Genomic DNA, 21428 nt, shown 5'->3' on the forward strand with positions numbered 1-21428 from the left:
AACGCGCCTCAATGTTGAATGATAATAATTATCATATTCAACTAGAGCGGGAATGCAATTCCCCGGCAAGAAATTTTTTTCGATTTATCTCACCTGTCGGTATAATCGGAAATAACAATCTGTTTACATGCCAGAAAGGCGTAACCTATCAATACAGGCATTATCGTAAAGGTGCCATTTAAAAATTTACGATTTATTAACAGGTTACAGAACCCGAATTCAGTGGACGCTCGCCGATGCAAGCCTGGCTGCAGCGACTATGCTTAAGAAATGAGCTGTAAAAATAGCATCTTATGATTATCCCTGCAAAACAAGAGGTTGAAGTGATTTGTCAGATCACTACCATAGGGGGATAGCCTGAAAAGGTCCGGACTCAAGAGGTATCAACATGTCATCCGTGAATGCAGACTCTTTCTCACCCGACGAGTATGTGTGGAAAGGGTTAACGCTGACTGAAACCGCAGCGAAACAAATTCTAAATCTGGCCGCAGAAAACCCAGAAGTCAAGGGCCTGCGTTTAGCAATTAAACAATCCGGCTGTGCCGGTTTTGGTTATGTAATGGATCTGGTGAAGCAGCCAGAAGAGGATGATCTGCAGTTTAGCTACTACGGCGCAACCTTGTTTGTGCCGCTTCAGGCAATGCCGTTTATCGATGGCACCGAAGTGGATTATGTTCGCGAAGGCCTGAATCAGATTTTTAAATTCAATAACCCTAAAGCTCAGCACGCCTGCGGGTGCGGTGAAAGCTTTGGCGTCGAGTAAGTGAAATATGTCACGACACAGCGAAACATCTGACGATGTACAAATGTGGGAAGGTAAGCTCAATTACAAAGAGGGCTTCTTTACCCAATTGCAAACCGAAGAATTTGCCAACGGCATCAATGAAGATGTGGTACGGGCAATTTCGGCTAAGCGTAACGAGCCAGAGTGGATGCTGGAGTTTCGTCTTAAAGCCTTTCGTGCCTGGCTGGAAATGGAAGAGCCGCACTGGCTGAAAGCGCATTACGAAAAGCTGGATTATCAGGACTACAGTTACTACTCCGCGCCATCGTGCGGAAACTGCGATGACACCTGTGCGTCTGAACCGGGCGCAACCCAGGCATCGGGCAGCGCCCCGGCCAGTGATTATCTGACGCAGGAAGTTGAGAACGCGTTTAATCAGTTGGGCGTTCCGGTACGTGAAGGTAAAGAAGTGGCTGTTGACGCCATCTTCGACTCCGTATCCGTATCCACGACCTATCGCAGCAAGCTGGCCGAGCAGGGGATTATCTTTTGCTCCTTTGGCGAAGCGATCCACGATCATCCAGAGCTGGTGAAAAAGTACCTGGGTACCGTGGTGCCACCCAATGATAACTTTTTTGCCGCGTTGAACTCTGCGGTAGCCTCCGACGGTACTTTCGTCTACATCCCGAAAGGGGTGCGTTGCCCGATGGAGCTGTCTACCTATTTCCGCATTAACGCTGCGAAAACCGGTCAGTTCGAACGTACGATTCTGATTGCAGATGAAGACAGCTACGTGAGCTACATCGAAGGCTGTTCCGCGCCCGTGCGTGACACATACCAGCTGCACGCTGCGGTGGTAGAGGTCATCATTCATAAGAACGCGGAAGTGAAATATTCCACCGTTCAGAACTGGTTCCCGGGCGGTGAAGGCGAAGGCGGTATCCTCAACTTCGTCACCAAGCGCGCCCTGTGCGAAGGGGATTACAGCAAAATGTCGTGGACGCAGTCGGAAACCGGCTCGGCCATTACCTGGAAATATCCAAGCTGTATCCTGCGTGGCGATCACTCCGTGGGCGAGTTCTACTCGGTGGCATTGACCAGCGGACGCCAGCAGGCGGACACCGGTACCAAGATGATCCACATCGGCAAAAATACGAAGTCGACGATTATCTCTAAAGGTATTTCCGCCGGGAAAAGTCAGAATACCTACCGTGGCCTGGTAAAAATCATGCCCACGGCCACCAACGCACGTAACTTTACGCAGTGCGATTCCATGCTGATTGGTCCGGATTGTGGCGCGCATACGTTCCCGTATGTTGAAACCCGTAACAATACCGCTCAGCTGGAGCACGAAGCCACCACCTCACGTATCGGCGAAGATCAGATGTTCTACTGTCTGCAACGTGGCATCAGTGAAGAAGATGCGATTTCGATGATCGTGAACGGTTTCTGTAAAGACGTATTCTCTGAGCTGCCGCTGGAATTTGCAGTGGAAGCGCAAAAACTGTTAGCCATCAGCCTTGAGCACAGTGTGGGCTGATTGACGCCGTCACACGCGTTGCCGGAAGCAATGTGAAGGAATAAGCATGTTAAGTATTAAAGATTTACAGGTTAGCGTTGAAGACAAAGCGATTTTACGTGGTCTGAACCTTGAGATTAAGCCCGGCGAAGTTCATGCCATCATGGGACCGAACGGTTCGGGTAAGAGTACGCTGTCTGCGACCTTGGCCGGACGTGAAGACTATGAAGTCACCGGCGGTTCCGTAACCTTTAAGGGCAAGGATCTGCTGGAGCTGGAACCTGAGGAACGTGCAGGCGAAGGCATCTTTATGGCTTTCCAGTACCCGGTTGAAATCCCCGGCGTCAGCAACCAGTTTTTCCTGCAGACCTCCGTGAATGCGGTGCGCAAATACCGTCAGCAGGACGAGCTTGATCGCTTTGATTTCCAGGACTTCATTGAAGAAAAAATCGATCTGCTGAAGATGCCAGAAGATCTGCTGACGCGTTCCGTTAACGTAGGCTTCTCCGGTGGTGAGAAGAAGCGTAACGATATTCTGCAGATGGCAGCGCTGGAGCCGGATCTCTGCATTCTGGATGAAACCGACTCCGGTCTGGACATCGATGCCCTGAAAATCGTCGCCAATGGCGTAAACAGCCTGCGTGACGAAAAGCGTGCATTTATCATCGTAACCCACTATCAGCGTATTCTGGACTACATCAAGCCAGACTTCGTACACGTGCTGTATCAGGGTAAAATCGTAAAATCAGGCGATTTCTCGCTGGTGAAACAGTTGGAGGAGCAGGGCTATGGCTGGCTTACCGACGAAGAGTGATACCGCGCTGCAACAGTGGCACCACCTGTTTGAATCACGCGGTGAAATGCGTTCAATGCAGGCTCAGCAGCACTGGCAGCAGTTAATGCGTTTGGGCTTGCCCACCCGCAAACATGAAAACTGGAAATACACGCCGCTGGATGGCCTGCTGGCGCATCACTTCGTGTTGCCTGAGGCGCACGAGCTCAGCGCTACGCAGGTTGATGCGCTGTCGCTCCCGCTGGATGCCGTACGTCTGGTTTTTGTCGACGGAAGATTCCAGCCTGGGCTGAGTAGCGGCGATACCGAACTGTTCGAGATTCAGCACAGCGTTGCGGCCGAGCGCCGCGACCTGCCTGCCGCCGTGCAGCCGGAGATTTTTCTGCACCTGACCGAAAGCCTGGCTGAAGAAGTCACGCATATTCGGCTGGCGCGTGGCAAGGCGGCGGCACGTCCGCTTTATCTGCTGCATATCACCAGCGGCAAAGACGACGGCATGAACACGGTTCATCATCGTCATCATCTGCAACTGGAAGAAAGCGCAGAAGCGGAAGTGATTGAGCACTTTGTCACGCTAAAAGACAGCGCGCATTTTACCGGCGCCCGTTTCACCTTTGCCGTTGCGGACAATGCCAGGCTTCGTCACACCAAGCTGGCTTTTGAGAGCAGCAAAAGCTATCACTTTGCCCATAACGACATAGTGATCAACCGCGATGCGCAGGTGACCAGCACCAGCTTCTTACTGGGTGCTGGCCTGAGCCGTCACAATACCAGTACGCAACTGAACGGTGAGAACACCCAGCTGTCGCTGAACAGCCTGGTGCTGCCGGTGAATCAGGAAGTGGCGGATACCCGCACCTATCTTGAACACAACAAAGGCCACTGCCTGAGTCGCCAGATGCATAAAACCATCGTGCGTGACAAAGGCCGTGCGGTGTTTAACGGTCACATCAAAGTCGCGCAGCACGCACTTAAAACTGACGGACAGATGACCAATAACAACCTGTTGTTAGGCCGTCTGGCGGAAGTGGATACCAAGCCGCAGCTGGAAATTTACGCGGATGACGTGAAGTGCAGCCACGGGGCGACCGTAGGCCGTATTGATGACGAGCAGATGTTCTACCTGCGTTCTCGCGGCATTGAACAGGACGCGGCGCAGACCATGATCATCCATGCCTTTGCTGCCGAGTTAACCGAAACGCTGGATAACCCAATTCTGCGCCAGGCTGTGCTGCAGCGCATCGCGCAGCGCTTCCCGGGAGGCGACTCATGATGAACTTCGATCTCGAGCGTATCAGGGCGGATTTTCCCATCCTGAAGCGTGAGGTCAACGGTCATCCGCTGGCCTACCTTGACAGCGCCGCCAGCGCACAGCGTCCTCTGTCGGTCATCAATGCCGAAAGTCATTTCTACCAGCACGGCTACGCGGCCGTGCACCGCGGTATTCACACGCTCAGCCAGCAGGCGACCAGCGATATGGAAAACGTTCGCCAACAGGTGGCACGTTTTCTCAATGCATCGTCGTCGGAAGAGATTGTTTTTGTAAAGGGTACGACGGAAGGGATCAATCTGGTCGCCAACAGCTGGGGCGGCAGTCAGCTTCAGCCCGGTGATAATCTGATTATCACGCAGATGGAGCACCATGCGAATATCGTGCCCTGGCAGATGGTGGCAGAGCGCTGCGGTGCCGAGATCCGGGTGCTGCCGCTGACCGACAACGGTGAGCTGGCGCTGGACCAACTGGCTGGTTTGATCGACAGCCGGACCCGCTTACTGGCTGTGACGCACGTTTCAAACGTGCTGGGCACGGTTAACCCGGTGAAAGCGATCGTCGCGCAGGCCAGAGCGGCTGGCGTCGTCACGCTGATTGACGGGGCTCAGGCTGTGATGCATAACACCGTTGACGTGCAGGACATCGACTGCGACTTCTATGTCTTCTCCGCCCACAAGCTCTATGGCCCGAACGGCATTGGCATACTTTATGGCCGCAAGGCACTTCTGGATGCCATGCCGCCGTGGGAAGGTGGTGGTTCGATGATTGGTGAAGTCCTGCTGCCAACCGGCACCACCTGGAATACGGCGCCATGGCGTTTTGAGGCCGGTACGCCAAACACCGGCGGCATTATTGGGCTGGGTGCGGCGCTGGACTATGTGCAGGCGCTGGGTCTGGATACGATTCATCAGCGTGAAACCGCATTGATGAACTATGCCCTTGATAAACTCTCATCCGTACCTGATATTCAGATTTACGGTCCGCAGCAGCGCGCAGGCGTGATTGCTTTTAACCTTGGCAAACACCACGCGTTTGACGTCGGCAGCTTCCTTGATCAGTACGGTATTGCGATTCGCACCGGACATCATTGCGCAATGCCGTTACTGCGCCACTATCAGGTGCCGGCGATGTGTCGTGCTTCCTTCACCTTCTACAACAGTGAAGAAGAGGTCGATCGCCTGGCGGCCGGGCTGACGCGTATTCATCGTCTGCTGGGCGGTTGAGCAGAGTAAACGGAGTGATTAATGGCGACGTTGCCAGAAAAAGAGAAACTGGTGCGCAACTTTAACCGTTGCGCCAACTGGGAAGAGAAGTACCTCTACATCATTGAATTGGGTGCCAAACTTCCGGAATCATCTGAAACACTGCATCAGCCCGAATATGCCATTACGGGCTGCCAGAGCCAGGTGTGGATCAAGATGACACCGCAGGCAGATGGCACCATCGGCTTTGAAGGTGACAGTGATGCAGCCATTGTTAAGGGATTGATAGCTATCGTATTTAGTCTCTATCAAAACCTGCAGCCCGCTGACATTGTGGCGCTGGATGTGCGCCACTGGTTCAGCGAACTGGCCCTGGTTCAGCACCTCACCCCAACGCGTTCGCAGGGGCTGGAAGCGATGATTAAGTCAATTCGCCATACCGCTCAGAACCTCAGCTAAGATACACTTCAAAGACGCCATCCGGCGTCTTTTTACTTTCTGACGAGAAAAACCGCATGAAACCTGCTTTGCGTTTAGCTGGTGCATTGCTGCTGACCTGTTTTGGGCTCTCTGCATCCGTTTTTGCCACGGAATACCCGTTACCGACCGCCGACAGCCGCCTGATTGGTGAGAATGTGGTGACCCAGGTACCGGATAACAAACGTCCTCTTGAAGAGATTGCTGCGCGTTATCAGGTCGGGCTGCTGGGCATGTTGGAAGCGAATCCCGGTACCGATCCCTGGTTACCGAAACCGGGCACCCAGTTGACCATTCCTCTGCAGATGATTCTTCCGGACACGCCGCGTGAAGGCATTGTGGTGAACCTGGCCGAACTGCGGTTGTACTATTATCCAAAGGGCGAAGACAAGGTTATCGTGTATCCCATTGGCATTGGTCAGATGGGGATCGTCACGCCCATCATGGTGACCAGCATCAGCCAGAAAATACCCAATCCTACGTGGACGCCCACGGCGAATATCCGCAAGCGCTATGCCAAAGAGGGCATCACGCTGCCCGCCGTCGTGCCAGCAGGCCCGGATAACCCCATGGGGCTGCATGCGCTGCGTATGGCGCGTGGAACAGGCCAGTATCTTATCCACGGCACCAATGCCAATTTTGGTATCGGTATGCGCGTCAGTTCAGGCTGTATTCGTTTACGTACCGAGGATATCGAAGCGCTGTTCAATAGCGTGCCGGTAGGGACGCGGGTACAGATTATTAACCAACCGGTAAAGTTCAGCGTTGAACCGGATGGTAAGCGCTACGTTGAGGTGCATCAGCCGCTGTCACGTAATGAGAAGGAGGATCCGCAAACGGCTCCGTTAGCGCTCAGTGCGGACTTCAGATCCTTTATGAAGAGCGAGAAGAGTGACAGAGCGTTGATTAAAGCCACGCTGACGCGTCGCTCAGGCATGCCTGTGCTGGTCAGTGCGGGTGAGCCGATACAGGATGAGGCTGCGGCCTCTGCGTCATCCCAGCGCGCTGTGGGCGAGTAGGGCGGACGTCGTTATCCCAAACTGCAGACAAAAAAAATGGTGCCACAAGGGCACCATTTTTAAAACCAGAACTCTTACTTACGGTAAGAGTGAGCCTGGTTGTCCAGACGCTGGTTAGCGCGAGCTGCGTCATCTTTAGCAGCCTGAACGTCAGAACGCACTGCGTTCACGTCGTTGCTCAGCTGGTCAACTTTAGCGTTCAGAGTCTGAACGTCTGAAGACAGCTGGTCGATTTTAGCGTTGCTTGAGCAACCAGCCAGCAGAGTTGAACCCAGGATTACCGCGCCCAGTACCAGTTTAGTACGATTCATTATTTATACCCTCTAGATTGAGTTAATCTCCATGTAGCGTTACAAGTATTACACAAAGCTTTTTAACTTGAGAATAATTTTTTGATAAGAACATGCTTAAACATGATCGTTCGCTCAAAGAAGCAGCGAATTGAAGAACAACATAAAAAAATTTAGCTAAAACAGAGAGATTTAATCGGATTAACCTTAATTTGCAGCGCATTTTTATTGTCATTACGCGCTGGCTTTTTCCTGAATCTGTATTATGAAGACAATAAAAAAGCGCCTTTGAAGGCGCTTTTTAAAAAAGAGGCGTTAAACGCGATATTACAGAACGTGTACCGATGCCGTATTGGTCGTTCCGCTGGGTACCAGCGCACCTGAAACCAGCACAACAACATCACCTTTCTGAGCAAAACCGCTTTCCAGCGCCGCTTCTTTACCCAGGTGATAGAAATCATCGGTAGAGGCGATTTCGCTGACCATACGGGTCTCGATCCCTTTGCTCAGAATCAACTGGCGCGCCGTGGTGGCGTTGGTGGTCAGTGCCAGGATGGTTGCATTAGGGAAATACTTACGCACGGCCTTGGCTGATTTACCGCCTTCTGTGGCGACTACAATCAGTGGTGCTTCCAGTTTCTCGGCTGTCTCAACGGCACCGCGGCAAACGGCTTCGGTAATGCGCAGCTTACGGCTGTCATTTTGTCCGTCGATGCGTGGCTTCATCACGCGGTCGGTACGCTCACAGATGGTCGCCATGATGGTGACCGACTCCAGCGGATAGCGGCCTTTCGCGCTCTCGCCAGACAGCATCACCGCATCTGTTCCATCCAGAATGGCGTTAGCCACGTCGCCAGCTTCAGCGCGGGTTGGACGCGGGTTCTTGATCATGGAATCCAGCATCTGCGTCGCGGTGATGACAACTTTGCGGGCTTTATTACATTTTTTAATCATCATCTTCTGCGCGAAGATCACTTCTTCAACCGGGATTTCAACGCCCAGATCGCCACGCGCAACCATGATGCCGTCCGAGGCTTCGAGGATTTCGTCGAAGTTATTCAGGCCTTCCTGGTTTTCAATCTTGGAGATGATTTGAATGTTTTCGCCACCGTGCTGCTTCAGGTGTTCACGAATTTCCAGCACGTCTGAACGTTTACGAATAAACGAGGCTGCAACAAAATCCACGCCTTGCTCACAACCAAAAATCAGATCGCGCTTGTCTTTCTCTGCCAGGGCAGGCAGTTGAATGGAAACGCCAGGCAGGTTAACGCCTTTGTTTTCGCCCAGATCGCCGTTGTTCAGCACTTCACACACAACGCTGTTCTCAGTGACTTCGGTGACCTGCATGCCGATCAGACCATCGTCGACCAGTACAGTGTTACCAATTTTGAGATCGTTCGCGAAGCCTGAGTAGGTCACGGCAACACGCTCGTTGTTACCAATCACGCTCTGGTCGGTGGTAAAGGTAAAGGTTTGACCGGCTTTCAGTGACACATCGTTGCCACCTTCCAGCTTCATGGTGCGGATTTCCGGCCCTTTGGTATCCAGCAGGATAGCCGCAGGAATGCCGGTTTTTTTCGTCACGGCACGCATGTTGGTAATACGCTGACCGTGTTCTGCATAGTCACCGTGAGAGAAGTTAAGACGCATGACGTTCATGCCTGCTTCAAGCAGCTGAGTCAGCATCTCTTCGGATTCGGTTTTTGGGCCGATTGTACAAACGATCTTAGTCTTTTTCATGACGGGTTATCTGTAAGTTGTGATGGATGAAAAACAGGATTTCGATGACAGTGCACCGAAATGAGAACTCTGGTTGAAATCGAAAAGGGCAGTACAGGATAAGAATAGGTGACGAAGGCCAGGCGTGCAGGGAAGTTGCGTGGTTAGCTTGGTTAACCACCGGGACGTTGTTGCGCAAACAATCTTTATTATCGTCATAAGCACGTAATCGCTGAAACCTTTCAAGTAGGACAACGCGGCCAGTATAATCACTAAGTATGCGAAAACCAATCGAAAAACAGTACGTAAAGGTAATGTAAATCAAGAAAAGGGTTGTTGCGCAAAAGAAGAAAGGACGTAAAAAGAGTGGTGCGCTCTAATGGACTCGAACCATCGACCCCCACCATGTCAAGGTGGTGCTCTAACCAACTGAGCTAAGAGCGCATATCAAATTTGGTGCGTCCGAGTGGACTCGAACCACCGACCCCCACCATGTCAAGGTGGTGCTCTAACCAACTGAGCTACGGACGCACTTGGTGCGCTCTAATGGACTCGAACCATCGACCCCCACCATGTCAAGGTGGTGCTCTAACCAACTGAGCTAAGAGCGCAACACGCTGTCAGGGCGACAGCGGGGACGAATATTAACGGCAGCGTAAGAGGCTGGCAAGGGGAAAAACGCAAATTTGCCAATGAATGAACATCATCTGCGCGATGCGCCGTTTTTTTGAACGTAACGGGCCTTTTCGGGCCCGTTCAGCGAGTTAGCGAGACGCGCGCGTAAGAATTAATTCCGCAGGAAGCTGCTGCAAACGTCGCACGCGCCACAGCATCATGACGGCGGCCGACGTCAGGCCAACGATAAAACCGCACCAGAAGCCGGCAGGCCCCATGCGCGGCACCACCCAGTCGGTCAGTGCCAGGATGTAACCAGAAGGTAAACCCAGCAACCAGTAAGCGATAAAGGTAATGAAGAAAATCGATCGCGTATCTTTATAACCGCGCAAAATTCCGCTGCCGATCACCTGAATAGAATCCGAAATCTGGTAAATCGCAGCCAGCATCATCAGTTGCGCAGCCAGCGTGACCACCGCGGGATTGTCGTTATAAAGCTGGGCAATTTGATGGCGAAAGGTCACGGTAAAAATGGCCGTAATCACCGCCATGCTTACGCCAACGCCCTGCGCGGTCCACGCGGCGACCCGCGCCTGCTCTGTCGAGCCCTGACCCAGCCGATAGCCAACGCGAATGGTGGCGGCAACGCCCATCGACAGCGGCAGGACAAACATCAGCGAACTGAAGTTCAGGGCAATCTGGTGCCCGGCGACGTTAACAATCCCCAACGGCGAGACTAACAGGGCCACCACGGCAAACAGGGTCACTTCAAAAAACAGCGCCAGCGCGACCGGCAAACCCAACCCTGTGAGACGTTGCAGGATAACGCGTGAAGGCGCTGACCAGCGGCTCTCTACGCGAATGTCTCGCATACTGCGCATTCGTCGTACCCAAAAACGCATGCAGAAGAACATGGCCCAGTACACCGAGGCCGTCGCCACGCCACAGCCTACGCCGCCCAGCGCCGGCATGCCGAAATGGCCGTAGATAAAAATGTAGTTCAGCGGGATATTCAGCATCAGCCCAAGAAAACCCAGCACCATCGCGGGCTTGGTTTTGGAGAGCCCCTCGCACTGGTTACGCATAACCTGAAAAAACAGGTAGCCTGGCGCGCCAAACAGCAGGGCATGCAGATAGCCCTCGGCCTTTTCTGCCAGCAGCGGATCGATATCATGCATCGAGCGGATAACATACCCGGCATTCCACAGCACCAGCATGATGAGCAGAGAAAGGAAAAACGCCAGCCAAAAGCCCTGACGAAGTTGTTCAGCGATTCGCTCACGGCGACCTGAACCATTAAGTTGCGCAATGGTGGGCGTCAATGCCAGTAAAACACCATGACCAAACAGGATGGCGGGAAGCCAAATGGACGTGCCAACAGCAACGGCGGCCATATCCGTGGCGCTGACGGCGCCGGCCATAATGGTATCTACAAATCCCATCGCGGTTTGCGCCACCTGAGCCAGGATAACGGGGATCGCGAGGGCCAGCAATTGACGCGCTTCTGTTAAATACTTCTGCACGTAAACACCTGACTTATCTGATTAATAAAGAAATGAGGACTGCTTCAGACGAAGCAGGGCTTAGTGTAACTGGCGCGACCGATTTCTCCAATCTTTGTCACGCAATGCGTTTTGGACTTGTGCCGCCTGTCTCTCAGGCTGTTGAAACCTAACACTTAAGCATGGCTGTGTTAAACTGGCACAAATTTCGTAGAGGCAAAGACTATGTTTACCGGTATTGTGCAGGGCACCGCAGAAATCGTGTCCATTGAAGATAAAGGTCTGTTTCGCACCCATGTGGCCAGGCTTCCTGCTGACCTGTTGCCGGGTTTAGCGCTGGGCGCATCGGTTGCCCATAACGGTTGCTGCCTGACCGTCACCGAAATCAACGGCGATCTGGTGAGTTTTGACCTGATCAAAGAAACTCTGCGCGTGACCAATCTTGGTGATCTCAAGCAGGGCGATGTGGTGAATATCGAGCGGGCGGCAAAATTCAGCGATGAAATTGGCGGCCACCTGATGTCCGGCCACATCATGACCACGGCTGAAATCTGCAAAATTGTCCGCTCTGAAAACAACCGCGAAGTCTGGTTTAAAATTCAGGATCCTTTGCAGATGAAATATATCCTGCACAAAGGATTTGTGGGCATCGACGGTATCAGCCTGACCGTAGGCGACGTGACCAAAACAAAATTCTGCGTTTATCTTATCCCCGAGACGCTGGAGCGAACCACTCTCGGCGCCAAAACCTTTGGCGACAGAGTCAACATCGAAATCGATCCCCATACTCAGGCTATTGTGGACACGGTGGAGCGCGTCCTGGCCCAGCGTGAAGATGCCGCGCTCAGGGCACTGGCAGAGCAGGCCGATCAGCCCGAAACGGATCGGGATTAACAGCGGTAAATAGCGGTAAATAGCGGTAAATAACGCCAGCCGTGACCAAAGCGTTGCCCACAGGCCAGCAGGTTGCCGTGTCGCCCGCCGTCTTCCGGGACGACTGACGGCTGTGCAGTGTCAACTGCCCGGGCGAAAACGCCCGGCGCGAATGTGCTGCAGCCCTGGACTGCGGTTTAAGATCGCCATTTTCCCGTCTGCGAAGGTGGGGGCAGGCAGATAACGCGGCAACCGGGGTTACCGGCTGCCGTCCGCGTTCGGTCCGGACAATATCGACCTTGCCACGGCGCATAAACGGGCGCAATCATCGCGCCACCCGCAATCCCCCCTCAACGCCACGGCTGAAGACAACCTGCCAGAGCTGAATCTCACGGGCGCGAAACGCGCCGGCGCAGGCGTTCAGGTAGTAGGAGAACATGCGTCGGAAACGTTCTTCATAACGTCCGGCCAGGTCAGGCCAGGCACGCTGGAAACGCTCATGCCAGGCCATCAGCGTGGTGTCGTAGTCAGCGCCGAAGTTGTGCCAGTCTTCCATAATGAAATGCGGTTCGCTGACGTCGGCAATATGGCGTAAAGAAGGCAGGCAGCCATTCGGGAAAATATACTTGCCGATCCACGGATCGACGTGCATATCCGTTTTGAGCGCGCCAATGGTATGCAGCAGAAAAATTCCGTCTGGCTTGAGGTTGCGATTGACCGTGGCAAAGTAGGTTGGGTAGTTTTTTGGTCCCACGTGTTCGAACATCCCCACCGAGACGATGCGGTCAAACTGCTGATTCAGATCGCGATAATCCTGAAGCAGGATAGTGACATCCAGCCCTTCGCAGCGTTGCTGCGCCAGCTTTTGTTGTTCTGCAGAGATCGTCACGCCCTGTACGCTGACGCCATAGTTTCTTGCTGCATAAGCCGCCAGACCGCCCCAGCCACAGCCAATATCCAGCAAGGTCATACCGGGTTTCAGTTGCAGCTTGCGACAGATCATGTCCAGTTTGGCTTCCTGTGCCGCCTCAAGCGTCGTGGCGTCTTTCCAGTAGCCACAGGAGTATTGCATGTAAGGATCGAGCATCAGGGTAAAAAGGTCATTACCCAGATCATAGTGCGCTTTGCCGACTTGCCAGGCCCGTTTTTTCGACTGCAGGTTAACCAGGCGGGCCAGCGCAATGCGCACGATATCCTGCACGTGATGAGGAAGCTGCTCATCAAGCTTATGTTTCAACGCCCGATGAAAAAACATATCCAGCCTTTCGCACTCCCACCAGCCGTCCATATAACTTTCGCCCAGCCCCAGGGAGCCCTTTTGCAGGACGCGTTTAAAAAAATCGGGATGTTTAACCTGAATGTCCCATGGGCGGGAACCGTTGATTTCGATGTCTGCTTTTTGCAATAACTCATGAACGATACGGTACCAATGGTTTCGTTCGATATTCACTTCTGCTACACATGTTGAACTCATAGCCACTCCATCACCAGAACTGTCAGAACCTGAGAAAGAGCAGGAGCCGTTTCTCAGGATTATGAGAAAAGTCACAGATGACGCCTTGCGCCAGACAACCTTAAGCGTACAGAGAAAGGGTGCAATGCAGGGGCCAGCAGAGTGCATTTGCCCACAAAGACACCTTCACAGCGATGAGGCTGCGTCAAACATTGTTATTATGATGGTACGGCGAATCAGGGCCCGGCACAGGAGGCGCTGGCGGGCCCGTCACGTGTTGATCACTCAGACGACAAAAGTCGTTGCCTCAGTTATTATCCTGGCAGGGATGTGCCGTTGAGGCAATATCAGTTTGTGCGCCGGTGCGGCGCTGCATCTGATAGCCTGCCAGCGCCAGTACAATCGTCACCGCCATGATGAGCGTTGTGGTGAACAGCGCCTGGGTCAGGCCCGCCGAGACGGCCAGGCTGGCGACAAAGCACAGGCCCAGCTGCAGCGTGTTCTGCAGGGCGGCGGCTCTGCCGGTCGCATGGGGGAAGGGCAGAAGTGCACTGGATACGACGATGGGATAAATCGCCCCGTTCGCCAGCGCCATGCCGCAAAACGGCACCAGCAAAGCGGTGAGTGAAACCGAGCCTGACAGGGCGACGGCAAACAGGGCCAGTACGCTAAGGCTATAGACGATGAGCAGCCATGGCAGCAACTGCGCCCCTTTGAAACGGTTAAGGAGCGCACGGCAGCCAAAACCGCCGACTAAGAAAGCAATGGTCTGCGGAATATAGCTTAAGCCGATATCAGCAGGCGACAGGCCAATCGCTGCCAGAATAAACGGTGATCCGGTCAACCAGGCAAAAAAGCTGGCCGAGCAGGCAGAATACATCAGGACGTTACCGCTGTAGACGCGTGAACGCAGCAGCGTCATAAAACCGGGCTGTGACGGGGCCGGGCGGCGGGCTGTTTGTACCGATGGCAGGCGCAGCGTAATCAGGATCAGGGCTGCGGCAATCGCGGTCAGAACGACAAAAATTGAGCGCCAGTGAAAATGGCTAATCAGCCAGGCTCCCAGCAGCGGGGCCAGCGCAGGAGACAGCGCGACCAGCGGCATAATAGTGGCAAAGACTTTATTCGCGCGCGACTGAGGATAGCGATCGACCACCAGGGCCTGCCAGCTCACGGCAGCCGCGCACACGCCGATGGCCTGAATGAAGCGCAGCACCAGCATCAGTACGACGTCGTCCACCCACAGCATCCCCGCACAACCCAGCGCAAACAGGCTCAGTCCTGCCAGCAATACCGGTTTGCGGCCAATACGATCTGACAGCGGTCCCCATACCAGCTGACCACAGGCAAAACCCGCCAGGAACAGGCTCATACTGGCGCTGATCATCCCGGCGGAGGTGTTAAAACTTTGCTGCATGGCCCCGAAGGCGGGCAGGTACATATCGGTGGCCAGAAAGCCCAGCATACTGAGCACGGCAAGATAGGGAATGAATCCTTTAGAAGCTGACATCTGATTCTCATTTTTTGCAGGATAAACGCGGGGCAGTGTAAAAGCTGTACTTCATACTGTGAAACGGTAAAATTTGCCTGTTGCTGTTAAAAAATTTAAAGGCAGGATATGTGGTCTGAATATGCGCTTGAAGTGGTTGATGCGGTCGCGCGTGGCGGCAGTTTCAGTGCCGCGGCCCAGGAGTTGCACCGTGTGCCTTCTGCCATCAGCTATACCGTTCGCCAGCTTGAAACCTGGCTGGCGGTACCGCTGTTTGAACGGCAGCACCGGGAGGTCGTTTTGACACCTGCAGGCGAACATTTTGTGCGAGAAGGCCGCAGCGTCATCAAAAAAATGGATGCCACGCGCCGTCAGTGCCAGCAACTGGCCAACGGCTGGCGAGGGCAAATCGCGATTGCGGTGGACTGCATTGTGAAACCGCACCGAACCCGTCAGTTCGTCAGGGATTTCTATCGCCACTTTCCGGATATGGAGCTCCACATCAGTTATGAAGTGTTTAACGGCGTATGGGATGCGCTGGCTGACGGAAGAGTCGAGGTCGCAATAGGCGCGACTCAGGCGATTCCGGTGGGCGGGCGGTTTGCTTTCCGCGATATGGGAACTCTGAACTGGCGCTGCATCGTCGCGCGGGAACATCCGTTAACCCAGGTCGCCCGGCTGGATGATGAGGCGTTGCGCAACTGGCCTTCGCTGGTGCTGGAAGACACCTCGCGTGCGTTACCGCGCCGTATGACCTGGGCTCTGGATAATCAACGCCGACTGGTGGTGCCTGAATGGCAGACCGGGCTGGACTGCGTCCGGGCCGGGCTGTGCGTCGCAATGGTGCCGGGGCACTTAGCCCGCCCGCTACTGGACAGCGGCGAAGTGACCGAACTTAACTTGCCCCAGCCTTTTCCAGAAAGTCCCTGCTGCGTCAGTTGGGCGGAAGATCGCGCATCACCGGCATTGGGTTGGTTGCTCAATTACCTGGGTGATGCGCAAACGCTCAATCAGGAGTGGTTGAGCGAGGATTAGCGACGGTAGTCGCGATAGGGACCGTAGCCTACAGAGCGTCGCTCAATCAGTGTCGGATGCACTTCGATGGTTTGCGACTCTTCACGCTTGCTGGTAATGCGGTCCAGCAACATTTCCAGAGCCTTCTCCCCGAGTTGCGCTTTTGGCTGGTGCACGGTAGTGAGTGCAGGCGTGAAATAGCGTGCGTTGCGCACATTATCGTAGCCAATCACCGAAATATCCTGCGGGACGCGCAGGCCCATTTCATCGGCGGCACAGATAGCGCCCATGGCCATAATATCGCCACCGCAGAACACCGCGCTTGGGCGCTGCTTCTGCGACAGAATTTGCTGCATAGCCTGATACCCGGATTCAGGCTCGAAATCGCCCTGCACAATCCACTCTGAACGCGGCTGAATTCCGGCTTCTTCCAGCGCCTTGAGGAAACCGGCATGACGGCCACCACCGGTGTTACGTTCCATTTGCCCTGGAATGGCGCCAATATCGCGATGCCCGCGTTCGATGAGGTAGCGGCCGGCCAGATAACCGCCCTGAAACGCATTATCCAGCACCGTGTCAGTAAAATCGGCACGGGATTCGCCCCAGTCCATGACCACCATGGGAATATTGCGGTTGGCTTCCAGCATTTGCAACAAATCATCCGGGTACTCAGAACACATGACCAGCAGCCCATCGACGCGCTTCTGCGCCATCATCGAGAGGTAGGCACGCTGTTTTTGCAGGTCGTTATGCGCGTTGCCTAAAATCAGGGTGTAGCCTTTATCAAAGCAGTGATTCTCCACGGCTTCAATAATTTCAGCGAAATAGGGCGCCTCGCTGGAGGTGGCCAAAAGGCCCAGCGTTTTGGTGTGATTCACCTTCAGGCTGCGTGCTACGGCGCTGGGTGAATAATGTAATTCCCGAATCGCTTCCCAGACCGCTTCGCGGGTATCTTCTGCGACAAAGCGCGTCTTATTGATGACGTGAGAAACGGTTGTGGTAGAGACGCCTGCACGTTTCGCCACATCTTTAATTGTTGCCATGAAAATCGAACTCCCGGGCTTATCTAACCTGTTGATAAGCATGTTGTTAAACGTTTGCGTCAGCGGACGGTTATTTCTGCAAAAAAATCGTTTTTCTGACCGGTTATGGGGCATCGGGGCAGGAAATAACGGTTGAAAAGGGTGCTGACGCAACCGATGTTGCGCGCTGTTGCGCAACAAAGAGGGGATTCTAACAAGGCTGCACGGATAAAACGAGATTTTTACCCACGCGTGTGGGAAAATGCTTAACCCCTACTAAAATTGTGCCTAAGGAGTTGTGATGAGTACCGATCTGAAACTGTCATTGATGACCACGGCGGCTGCACTGTTGATGATTATTGCGTTCAGCTTTACCGCCATTCTGAACTAATAAAAAAGCCGGGAAGGTTTCCCTGTCCCGGCTGCGTTCCGTCGGTATGACGGAGGAGTGACGTTTAGCGAACGGTTTTTGGCGTCATGACGCGACGCGCACCAATATAGTGGCGCTGCCAGTAATCTTCGCTTAACGCACTGATTTGAATGTCCTTTCCGGTACGCGGTGACTGAATAAATTTACCGTTACCCAGGTAAACACCCACGTGGTCGGCCGTGCCACGTCCGTTGATGCGGAAAAACACCAGATCGCCTTTCTCCAGCGCTTCCCGATTCACCGGCGCGGCATCCCGCAGGTGATACATTTCATTTGCAGTACGCGGAATTTTAAATTTCACCACATCTTTGTAGGCGTACCACACCAGGCCGCTGCAGTCGAAACCGGTATGCGGCGATTTTCCGCCCCACTGGTAGCGCTTGCCCAGCTGTCCCATCAGTTTCGCCATCGCCGTTTCACGTGCTTTTTGATAGCGCTGACGGTGTGCGTTGCTCATTTTGATGGTGCCGGTATCCTTGCTGTCCGCTTTCGCCACCTTCACCGCGCGTTGATGACCATAGCGTTTCTTGCTGGTGGCATTGGCCGCCACTTTTTTGGTGAGCTTCTTGTGTGAATCAGTCGCTTTGGTCAGGGTTTTGTGAGAGGCAACCGCGTGAGAGGGATTTTTACTGGTTTTAAGCGTTTTGCTGGATTTCTGCTCTGCGGAGGAACGGCTTTTTTTCGCCGAAGCTTTAACCGTGCGTCGCTTGCGCCGCTCATCTTCGCGCGCACTTTTTTTCTCTACCTTATGCAAGCTGGCCTTAACCGGCGCCTGCGGTGATGCAGAGGCGACGTTAAAGAACAGTTGCGCAAAAGCCAGAATAAGAAGCGTAATAATTGAACGCATAGTCCGTTTACTGGTTAAGCTGTCAGGTTCAACAGATATCTGACAAGGTTAAGAAAAATCTGATCAACGATCAGCGCCGAAGACATTCTAGTCCAGTTTTTTTTAAAACAGTAAGTCCTTTTTTTATTAATTAATAACTTGGGTAAAAAGCAGGCATAAATAAGTAATTTCAGCAGGTTAACTCAGCAAAATTATTGCAAATTATTAATGCATTCACCTTTTGGGTCCCGATGAGCGGGTGGATAGCGCGCAAGCGGACTTAACAAACATGGCGGTTTGCCCTAACGGGAAGAAAATCTCATTTTCAGTCCTGAAGGGAAGTCGCTACAATAAAGAAACACGAAGTGACGAATTAAGGAAGGCAATAATGAGTACTGTAGAAAAAATTCAGCGCCAGATCGCAGAAAACCCGATCCTGCTGTACATGAAAGGTTCGCCGAAACTGCCAAGCTGCGGTTTCTCTGCCCAGGCGGTTCAGGCGCTGTCTGCCTGTGGTGAGCGCTTCGCTTACGTGGATATTCTGCAGAACCCGGATATTCGCGCAGAGCTGCCAAAGTATGCTAACTGGCCAACCTTCCCTCAGCTGTGGGTCGATGGCGAACTGGTTGGCGGCTGCGACATTATTGTTGAGATGTTCCAGCGTGGCGAATTACAACCGCTGGTCAAAGAAACCGCAGAGAAGTTTAAAGAAGCGGAATAATAAAAAAGGCCGACATCGTCGGCCTTTTCTTCGTTTAACGGGCGTTTACTCCGCCGCGCCCTGATATTCTGTTGCCTCTTCCGCTAGAGCCAGCGGCCAGCCTCCCAGACGTTTCCAGCGATTGACCAGTTCGCAGAACAGCGTGGCCGTTTGCTGCGTGTCATACAGCGCAGAGTGCGCCTGACTGCTGTCAAATTCCATCCCGGCCGCTTTGCAGGCTTTGGCCAGTACCGTCTGACCCAGCACTAACCCGCTCAGAGCGGCCGTGTCGAAAGTGGCAAAAGGATGAAACGGATTCCGTTTCAGGCTGGCGCGTTCGGCGGCGGCATTCATAAAATTAAGATCGAAGGTCGCATTATGCGCCACCATGATCGCGCGATTGCACCCGGTATCTTTAATGCCTTTGCGCACCAGTTTAAAAATGGCATGCAAGGCTTCGTATTCGCTCACCGCGCCCCGTAACGGATTGCTGGGATCGATGCCGGTAAAGGCAAGGGCTTCCGGATGCAGCAGAGCGCCGACAAAAGGTTCAACATGAAAATGCAGTGTCTGGTCGTGATGAAGCCAACCCTCGTCATCCATTTTCAGCGTAATGGCCGCGACTTCCAGCAGCGCATCGGTTTGCGCATTGAAGCCCGCCGTTTCCACATCGATAACCACGGGATAGAAACCACGAAAGCGTTGATTGAGTGCGTTGGGGGAAGACGATTCAGACATCAGTATCTCATTGCAGAAAAAGGGCAGCGCGTAGTATGCCAAAAAAGCGCCCCGTCTGCAGCAGGTACAGGTAAGGTAAGCGAGAATCAGCCCGCGTTGCGCGGGCTGATGTTGACGGCTTAGCTGCCGAGGCCGTGTCCGGCATGTTTATTTTCAATCAGTTCGATTTTATAACCGTCTGGATCTTCAACAAAGGCAATGATCGTGGTGCCACCTTTGACCGGGCCGGCTTCACGCGTCACGTTACCGCCGTCGTTACGGATGCGCTCGCAGGTTGCGGCAACATCATCAACGCCCAACGCGATGTGACCATAAGCGTTACCGAGATCGTAGCTGTCAACGCCCCAGTTGTAGGTCAGCTCAATAACGGCACCTTCGCTCTCTTCGGTGTAGCCCACAAACGCCAGGGTATATTTATATTCAGCGTTTTCGCTTTGGCGAAGCAGGCGCATGCCCAGCACGCGAGTGTAAAAATCAATGGAGCGTTGCAAATCGCCAACGCGCAGCATGGTATGAAGTAAACGCATAGCTTCCTCTTTTGAAAAACGTCATCCCCGGATGACACAAACACTCAGTATAGCGACTATAATCGCCAAAGAATAACCGCAGCCGTGAAAGACTCACGGCTGCCTGCGTTTTACAGTGCAGGATAGTCAGTATAGCCTTCAGCGCCGCCACCGTAGAAGGATTCGGGACGCTGTGGATTCAGTGGTGCATCTTGTTGTAAACGCTGGGCCAGATCCGGGTTAGCGATGTAATCCCGACCAAAGGCAACGGCATCGATCAAGCCGCGGCTGATAAGATCATCCGCTTTCTCAACGGTGTAAGCGCCAGCGCCAATAATTACGCCCGGGAAGGTATCACGGACTTTCTGACGGAAGGCGTCGCTGTAAGGTGTACCGCCTGCCCAGTCAGGTTCTGACATATGCAGATAGGCAATCTTGCGTTTCGCCAGTTCAGCGATGTACCACAGTGCATCTTCTTCTTCGTTCGGGCCATTATCCAGGTTCTGGAAGCTGCCGACAGGAGAGACACGGATACCAACACGATCCGCTGACCAGTTGGCAATCGCGGCATCGACCACTTCAAGCGCAAAACGTCCGCGTTTCTCAACGCTGCCGCCGTACTCATCGGTACGCTGATTCGAGGACGGTGACAGGAACTGGTGCATCAGATAGCCGTGAGCGGAGTGCAGTTCCAGCATGTCGAAGTCTGCTTCCCGCGCATTGGCAGCGGCCTGACCAAAATCGGCAACGATTTGCTGAATTTCACTGATGCTCAGTTCGCGCGGCACTGAGGTATCTTCGCGATACACGCTGCCGTCTTCGGCACGCAGGGAAGTGCGTGTGCCTGCGGGAATCGCCGAAGGCGCAACCGGCGCTTTACCTTCCGGCTGGACGCTGTTGTGTGAAATACGGCCGGTGTGCCACAGCTGTACGGCACTGTGTCCGCCTGCCTGGTGGATACCTTCGTTGATATTTTTCCACGCGGCGATTTGCGGCTGGGTGTGTAAACCCGGCGCACCCGCATAACCTTTGGCCTGGAAAGAAATCTGGGTAGCTTCGGTAATAATCAGGCCCGCCCCGGCGCGCTGACGATAGTATTCGGCCATCAACGGCGTCGGGATATCGCCTGGCTCAATGCTACGCAAGCGTGTCAGCGGGGCCATAAAGACACGATTAGGCACGGTAATTGCGCCAACTTTTAGCGGACGAAACAGCTGAGTACTCGCCATAACAACTCCTTTTAA

Annotated in this window: 21 protein-coding genes and 3 tRNA genes; 11 read left to right on the plus strand and 13 right to left on the minus strand. The window is 53.6% G+C overall.

All coding sequences use genetic code 11. The annotated features are described in order from the left end of the window. The first annotated feature begins 388 nt into the window (after positions 1 to 388). Genes sufA through ACPXSQ_RS05165 form a run of 7 tightly spaced genes read left to right on the plus strand, consistent with a single transcriptional unit; the run spans position 389 to position 7007 of the window. Entirely contained in the window at positions 389 to 763 is a 375-nt protein-coding gene (sufA, locus tag ACPXSQ_RS05135) for a Fe-S cluster assembly scaffold SufA (protein WP_013025593.1), read from the plus strand. Positions 764 to 770: 7 nt separating this feature from the next. Beyond that, on the plus strand, positions 771 to 2264 hold the full coding sequence (sufB, locus tag ACPXSQ_RS05140) for a Fe-S cluster assembly protein SufB (protein ID WP_013025594.1): 1494 nt from the start codon (positions 771 to 773) through the stop codon (positions 2262 to 2264). Positions 2265 to 2310: 46 nt separating this feature from the next. Continuing rightward, positions 2311 to 3057: a Fe-S cluster assembly ATPase SufC gene (sufC, locus tag ACPXSQ_RS05145; protein WP_013025595.1), complete on the plus strand. Its 747-nt coding sequence runs from the start codon at positions 2311 to 2313 to the stop codon at positions 3055 to 3057. Next, entirely contained in the window at positions 3032 to 4309 is a 1278-nt protein-coding gene (sufD, locus tag ACPXSQ_RS05150; protein ID WP_105080194.1) for a Fe-S cluster assembly protein SufD, read from the plus strand. The genes sufC and sufD overlap by 26 nt, the downstream gene beginning before the upstream one ends. Next, positions 4309 to 5532, plus strand: coding sequence for a cysteine desulfurase SufS (sufS, locus tag ACPXSQ_RS05155; protein WP_041457615.1), 1224 nt, complete (start codon positions 4309 to 4311; stop codon positions 5530 to 5532). The genes sufD and sufS overlap by 1 nt, the downstream gene beginning before the upstream one ends. Before the next feature lie 21 nt (positions 5533 to 5553). Beyond that, entirely contained in the window at positions 5554 to 5970 is a 417-nt protein-coding gene (gene sufE, locus ACPXSQ_RS05160; protein WP_014593602.1) for a cysteine desulfuration protein SufE, read from the plus strand. A gap of 56 nt (positions 5971 to 6026) precedes the next feature. Beyond that, positions 6027 to 7007: a L,D-transpeptidase family protein gene (locus tag ACPXSQ_RS05165; protein WP_426143036.1), complete on the plus strand. Its 981-nt coding sequence runs from the start codon at positions 6027 to 6029 to the stop codon at positions 7005 to 7007. A gap of 74 nt (positions 7008 to 7081) precedes the next feature. Here the strand turns inward: ACPXSQ_RS05165 and ACPXSQ_RS05170 are convergent, their stop codons facing one another. The 6 genes from ACPXSQ_RS05170 to ACPXSQ_RS05195 form a co-directional block, all read right to left on the minus strand. Then, a complete protein-coding gene (locus ACPXSQ_RS05170; protein WP_006118977.1) occupies positions 7082 to 7318 on the minus strand; it encodes a major outer membrane lipoprotein in 237 nt (78 codons plus the stop codon). Between the two features lie 306 nt (positions 7319 to 7624). Then, complete coding sequence (gene pykF, locus ACPXSQ_RS05175; RefSeq protein WP_013025600.1) at positions 7625 to 9037, minus strand: pyruvate kinase PykF; 1413 nt, start codon at positions 9035 to 9037, stop codon at positions 7625 to 7627. Positions 9038 to 9383: 346 nt separating this feature from the next. Next, positions 9384 to 9460, minus strand: a tRNA-Val gene (locus ACPXSQ_RS05180). Between the two features lie 10 nt (positions 9461 to 9470). Then, positions 9471 to 9547 (minus strand) — tRNA-Val (locus ACPXSQ_RS05185). 3 nt (positions 9548 to 9550) lie between these two features. Then, positions 9551 to 9627 (minus strand) — tRNA-Val (locus ACPXSQ_RS05190). A gap of 153 nt (positions 9628 to 9780) precedes the next feature. After that, positions 9781 to 11154, minus strand: coding sequence for an MATE family efflux transporter (locus ACPXSQ_RS05195; RefSeq protein WP_014593604.1), 1374 nt, complete (start codon positions 11152 to 11154; stop codon positions 9781 to 9783). Positions 11155 to 11358: 204 nt separating this feature from the next. Here ACPXSQ_RS05195 and ACPXSQ_RS05200 point away from each other — a divergent pair, with 204 nt between their 5' ends. Next, positions 11359 to 12027: a riboflavin synthase subunit alpha gene (locus ACPXSQ_RS05200; protein ID WP_072136693.1), complete on the plus strand. Its 669-nt coding sequence runs from the start codon at positions 11359 to 11361 to the stop codon at positions 12025 to 12027. 304 nt (positions 12028 to 12331) lie between these two features. On the opposite strand, the gene cfa is transcribed toward ACPXSQ_RS05200, so the two are convergent. Together cfa and punC are read right to left on the minus strand one after the other, a co-directional pair. Continuing rightward, positions 12332 to 13480, minus strand: a complete 1149-nt coding sequence (gene cfa / locus ACPXSQ_RS05205; protein WP_024471835.1) for a cyclopropane fatty acyl phospholipid synthase — start codon at positions 13478 to 13480, stop codon at positions 12332 to 12334. A 286-nt stretch (positions 13481 to 13766) separates the two neighbouring features. Next, positions 13767 to 14969: a purine nucleoside transporter PunC gene (gene punC / locus ACPXSQ_RS05210; protein WP_013025605.1), complete on the minus strand. Its 1203-nt coding sequence runs from the start codon at positions 14967 to 14969 to the stop codon at positions 13767 to 13769. A gap of 108 nt (positions 14970 to 15077) precedes the next feature. On the opposite strand from punC, the gene punR reads away from it, so the two are divergent. Beyond that, the gene (gene punR, locus ACPXSQ_RS05215; protein WP_013025606.1) at positions 15078 to 15983 is read left to right on the plus strand and encodes a DNA-binding transcriptional activator PunR; all 906 of its coding nucleotides are present in this window, start codon (positions 15078 to 15080) and stop codon (positions 15981 to 15983) included. On the opposite strand, the gene purR is transcribed toward punR, so the two are convergent. Then, on the minus strand, positions 15980 to 17005 hold the full coding sequence (purR, locus tag ACPXSQ_RS05220; protein WP_014605954.1) for an HTH-type transcriptional repressor PurR: 1026 nt from the start codon (positions 17003 to 17005) through the stop codon (positions 15980 to 15982). The two genes, punR and purR, sit on opposite strands and share 4 nt — an antisense overlap. A gap of 280 nt (positions 17006 to 17285) precedes the next feature. Between purR and ACPXSQ_RS05225 the strand changes: the two genes are divergently transcribed. Continuing rightward, complete coding sequence (locus tag ACPXSQ_RS05225) at positions 17286 to 17375, plus strand: YnhF family membrane protein (protein WP_019105306.1); 90 nt, start codon at positions 17286 to 17288, stop codon at positions 17373 to 17375. Positions 17376 to 17439: 64 nt separating this feature from the next. Here the strand turns inward: ACPXSQ_RS05225 and ACPXSQ_RS05230 are convergent, their stop codons facing one another. Continuing rightward, positions 17440 to 18261 carry a C40 family peptidase gene (locus ACPXSQ_RS05230; protein WP_014593610.1) on the minus strand — a complete coding sequence of 274 codons (822 nt, stop codon included), beginning with the start codon at positions 18259 to 18261 and terminating at the stop codon, positions 17440 to 17442. A 364-nt stretch (positions 18262 to 18625) separates the two neighbouring features. Here ACPXSQ_RS05230 and ACPXSQ_RS05235 point away from each other — a divergent pair, with 364 nt between their 5' ends. Continuing rightward, positions 18626 to 18961, plus strand: a complete 336-nt coding sequence (locus ACPXSQ_RS05235; protein WP_170934913.1) for a Grx4 family monothiol glutaredoxin — start codon at positions 18626 to 18628, stop codon at positions 18959 to 18961. Positions 18962 to 19006: 45 nt separating this feature from the next. Here the strand turns inward: ACPXSQ_RS05235 and rnt are convergent, their stop codons facing one another. From rnt to ACPXSQ_RS05250, 3 genes are all read right to left on the minus strand, one after another. Further along, positions 19007 to 19678 carry a ribonuclease T gene (gene rnt / locus ACPXSQ_RS05240; RefSeq protein WP_013025611.1) on the minus strand — a complete coding sequence of 224 codons (672 nt, stop codon included), beginning with the start codon at positions 19676 to 19678 and terminating at the stop codon, positions 19007 to 19009. 119 nt (positions 19679 to 19797) lie between these two features. After that, positions 19798 to 20205 (minus strand): lactoylglutathione lyase, encoded by a 408-nt coding sequence (gloA, locus tag ACPXSQ_RS05245; RefSeq protein ID WP_013025612.1) that lies wholly within the window; start codon positions 20203 to 20205, stop codon positions 19798 to 19800. Between the two features lie 110 nt (positions 20206 to 20315). Beyond that, the gene (locus tag ACPXSQ_RS05250; protein WP_014605951.1) at positions 20316 to 21413 is read right to left on the minus strand and encodes an alkene reductase; all 1098 of its coding nucleotides are present in this window, start codon (positions 21411 to 21413) and stop codon (positions 20316 to 20318) included. Positions 21414 to 21428 lie beyond the last annotated feature (15 nt).

The sequence above is a fragment of the Pantoea sp. EEL5 genome, from assembly GCF_049892805.1.
GTDB lineage: Bacteria > Pseudomonadota > Gammaproteobacteria > Enterobacterales > Enterobacteriaceae > Pantoea > Pantoea ananatis.

Bases quoted from the DNA above. Each gene is read 5' to 3' on its own strand.
- sufA (WP_013025593.1), top strand. From the start codon at position 389: ATGTCATCCGTGAATGCAGACTCTTTCTCACCCGACGAGTATGTGTGG.
- sufB (WP_013025594.1), top strand. From the start codon at position 771: ATGTCACGACACAGCGAAACATCTGACGATGTACAAATGTGGGAAGGT.
- sufC (WP_013025595.1), top strand. From the start codon at position 2,311: ATGTTAAGTATTAAAGATTTACAGGTTAGCGTTGAAGACAAAGCGATT.
- sufD (WP_105080194.1), top strand. From the start codon at position 3,032: ATGGCTGGCTTACCGACGAAGAGTGATACCGCGCTGCAACAGTGGCAC.
- sufS (WP_041457615.1), top strand. From the start codon at position 4,309: ATGAACTTCGATCTCGAGCGTATCAGGGCGGATTTTCCCATCCTGAAG.
- sufE (WP_014593602.1), top strand. From the start codon at position 5,554: ATGGCGACGTTGCCAGAAAAAGAGAAACTGGTGCGCAACTTTAACCGT.
- ACPXSQ_RS05165 (WP_426143036.1), top strand. From the start codon at position 6,027: ATGAAACCTGCTTTGCGTTTAGCTGGTGCATTGCTGCTGACCTGTTTT.
- ACPXSQ_RS05170 (WP_006118977.1), bottom strand. From the start codon at position 7,318: ATGAATCGTACTAAACTGGTACTGGGCGCGGTAATCCTGGGTTCAACT.
- pykF (WP_013025600.1), bottom strand. From the start codon at position 9,037: ATGAAAAAGACTAAGATCGTTTGTACAATCGGCCCAAAAACCGAATCC.
- ACPXSQ_RS05200 (WP_072136693.1), top strand. From the start codon at position 11,359: ATGTTTACCGGTATTGTGCAGGGCACCGCAGAAATCGTGTCCATTGAA.
- cfa (WP_024471835.1), bottom strand. From the start codon at position 13,480: ATGAGTTCAACATGTGTAGCAGAAGTGAATATCGAACGAAACCATTGG.
- punC (WP_013025605.1), bottom strand. From the start codon at position 14,969: ATGTCAGCTTCTAAAGGATTCATTCCCTATCTTGCCGTGCTCAGTATG.
- punR (WP_013025606.1), top strand. From the start codon at position 15,078: ATGTGGTCTGAATATGCGCTTGAAGTGGTTGATGCGGTCGCGCGTGGC.
- purR (WP_014605954.1), bottom strand. From the start codon at position 17,005: ATGGCAACAATTAAAGATGTGGCGAAACGTGCAGGCGTCTCTACCACA.
- ACPXSQ_RS05225 (WP_019105306.1), top strand. From the start codon at position 17,286: ATGAGTACCGATCTGAAACTGTCATTGATGACCACGGCGGCTGCACTG.
- ACPXSQ_RS05230 (WP_014593610.1), bottom strand. From the start codon at position 18,261: ATGCGTTCAATTATTACGCTTCTTATTCTGGCTTTTGCGCAACTGTTC.
- rnt (WP_013025611.1), bottom strand. From the start codon at position 19,678: ATGTCTGAATCGTCTTCCCCCAACGCACTCAATCAACGCTTTCGTGGT.
- gloA (WP_013025612.1), bottom strand. From the start codon at position 20,205: ATGCGTTTACTTCATACCATGCTGCGCGTTGGCGATTTGCAACGCTCC.
- ACPXSQ_RS05250 (WP_014605951.1), bottom strand. From the start codon at position 21,413: ATGGCGAGTACTCAGCTGTTTCGTCCGCTAAAAGTTGGCGCAATTACC.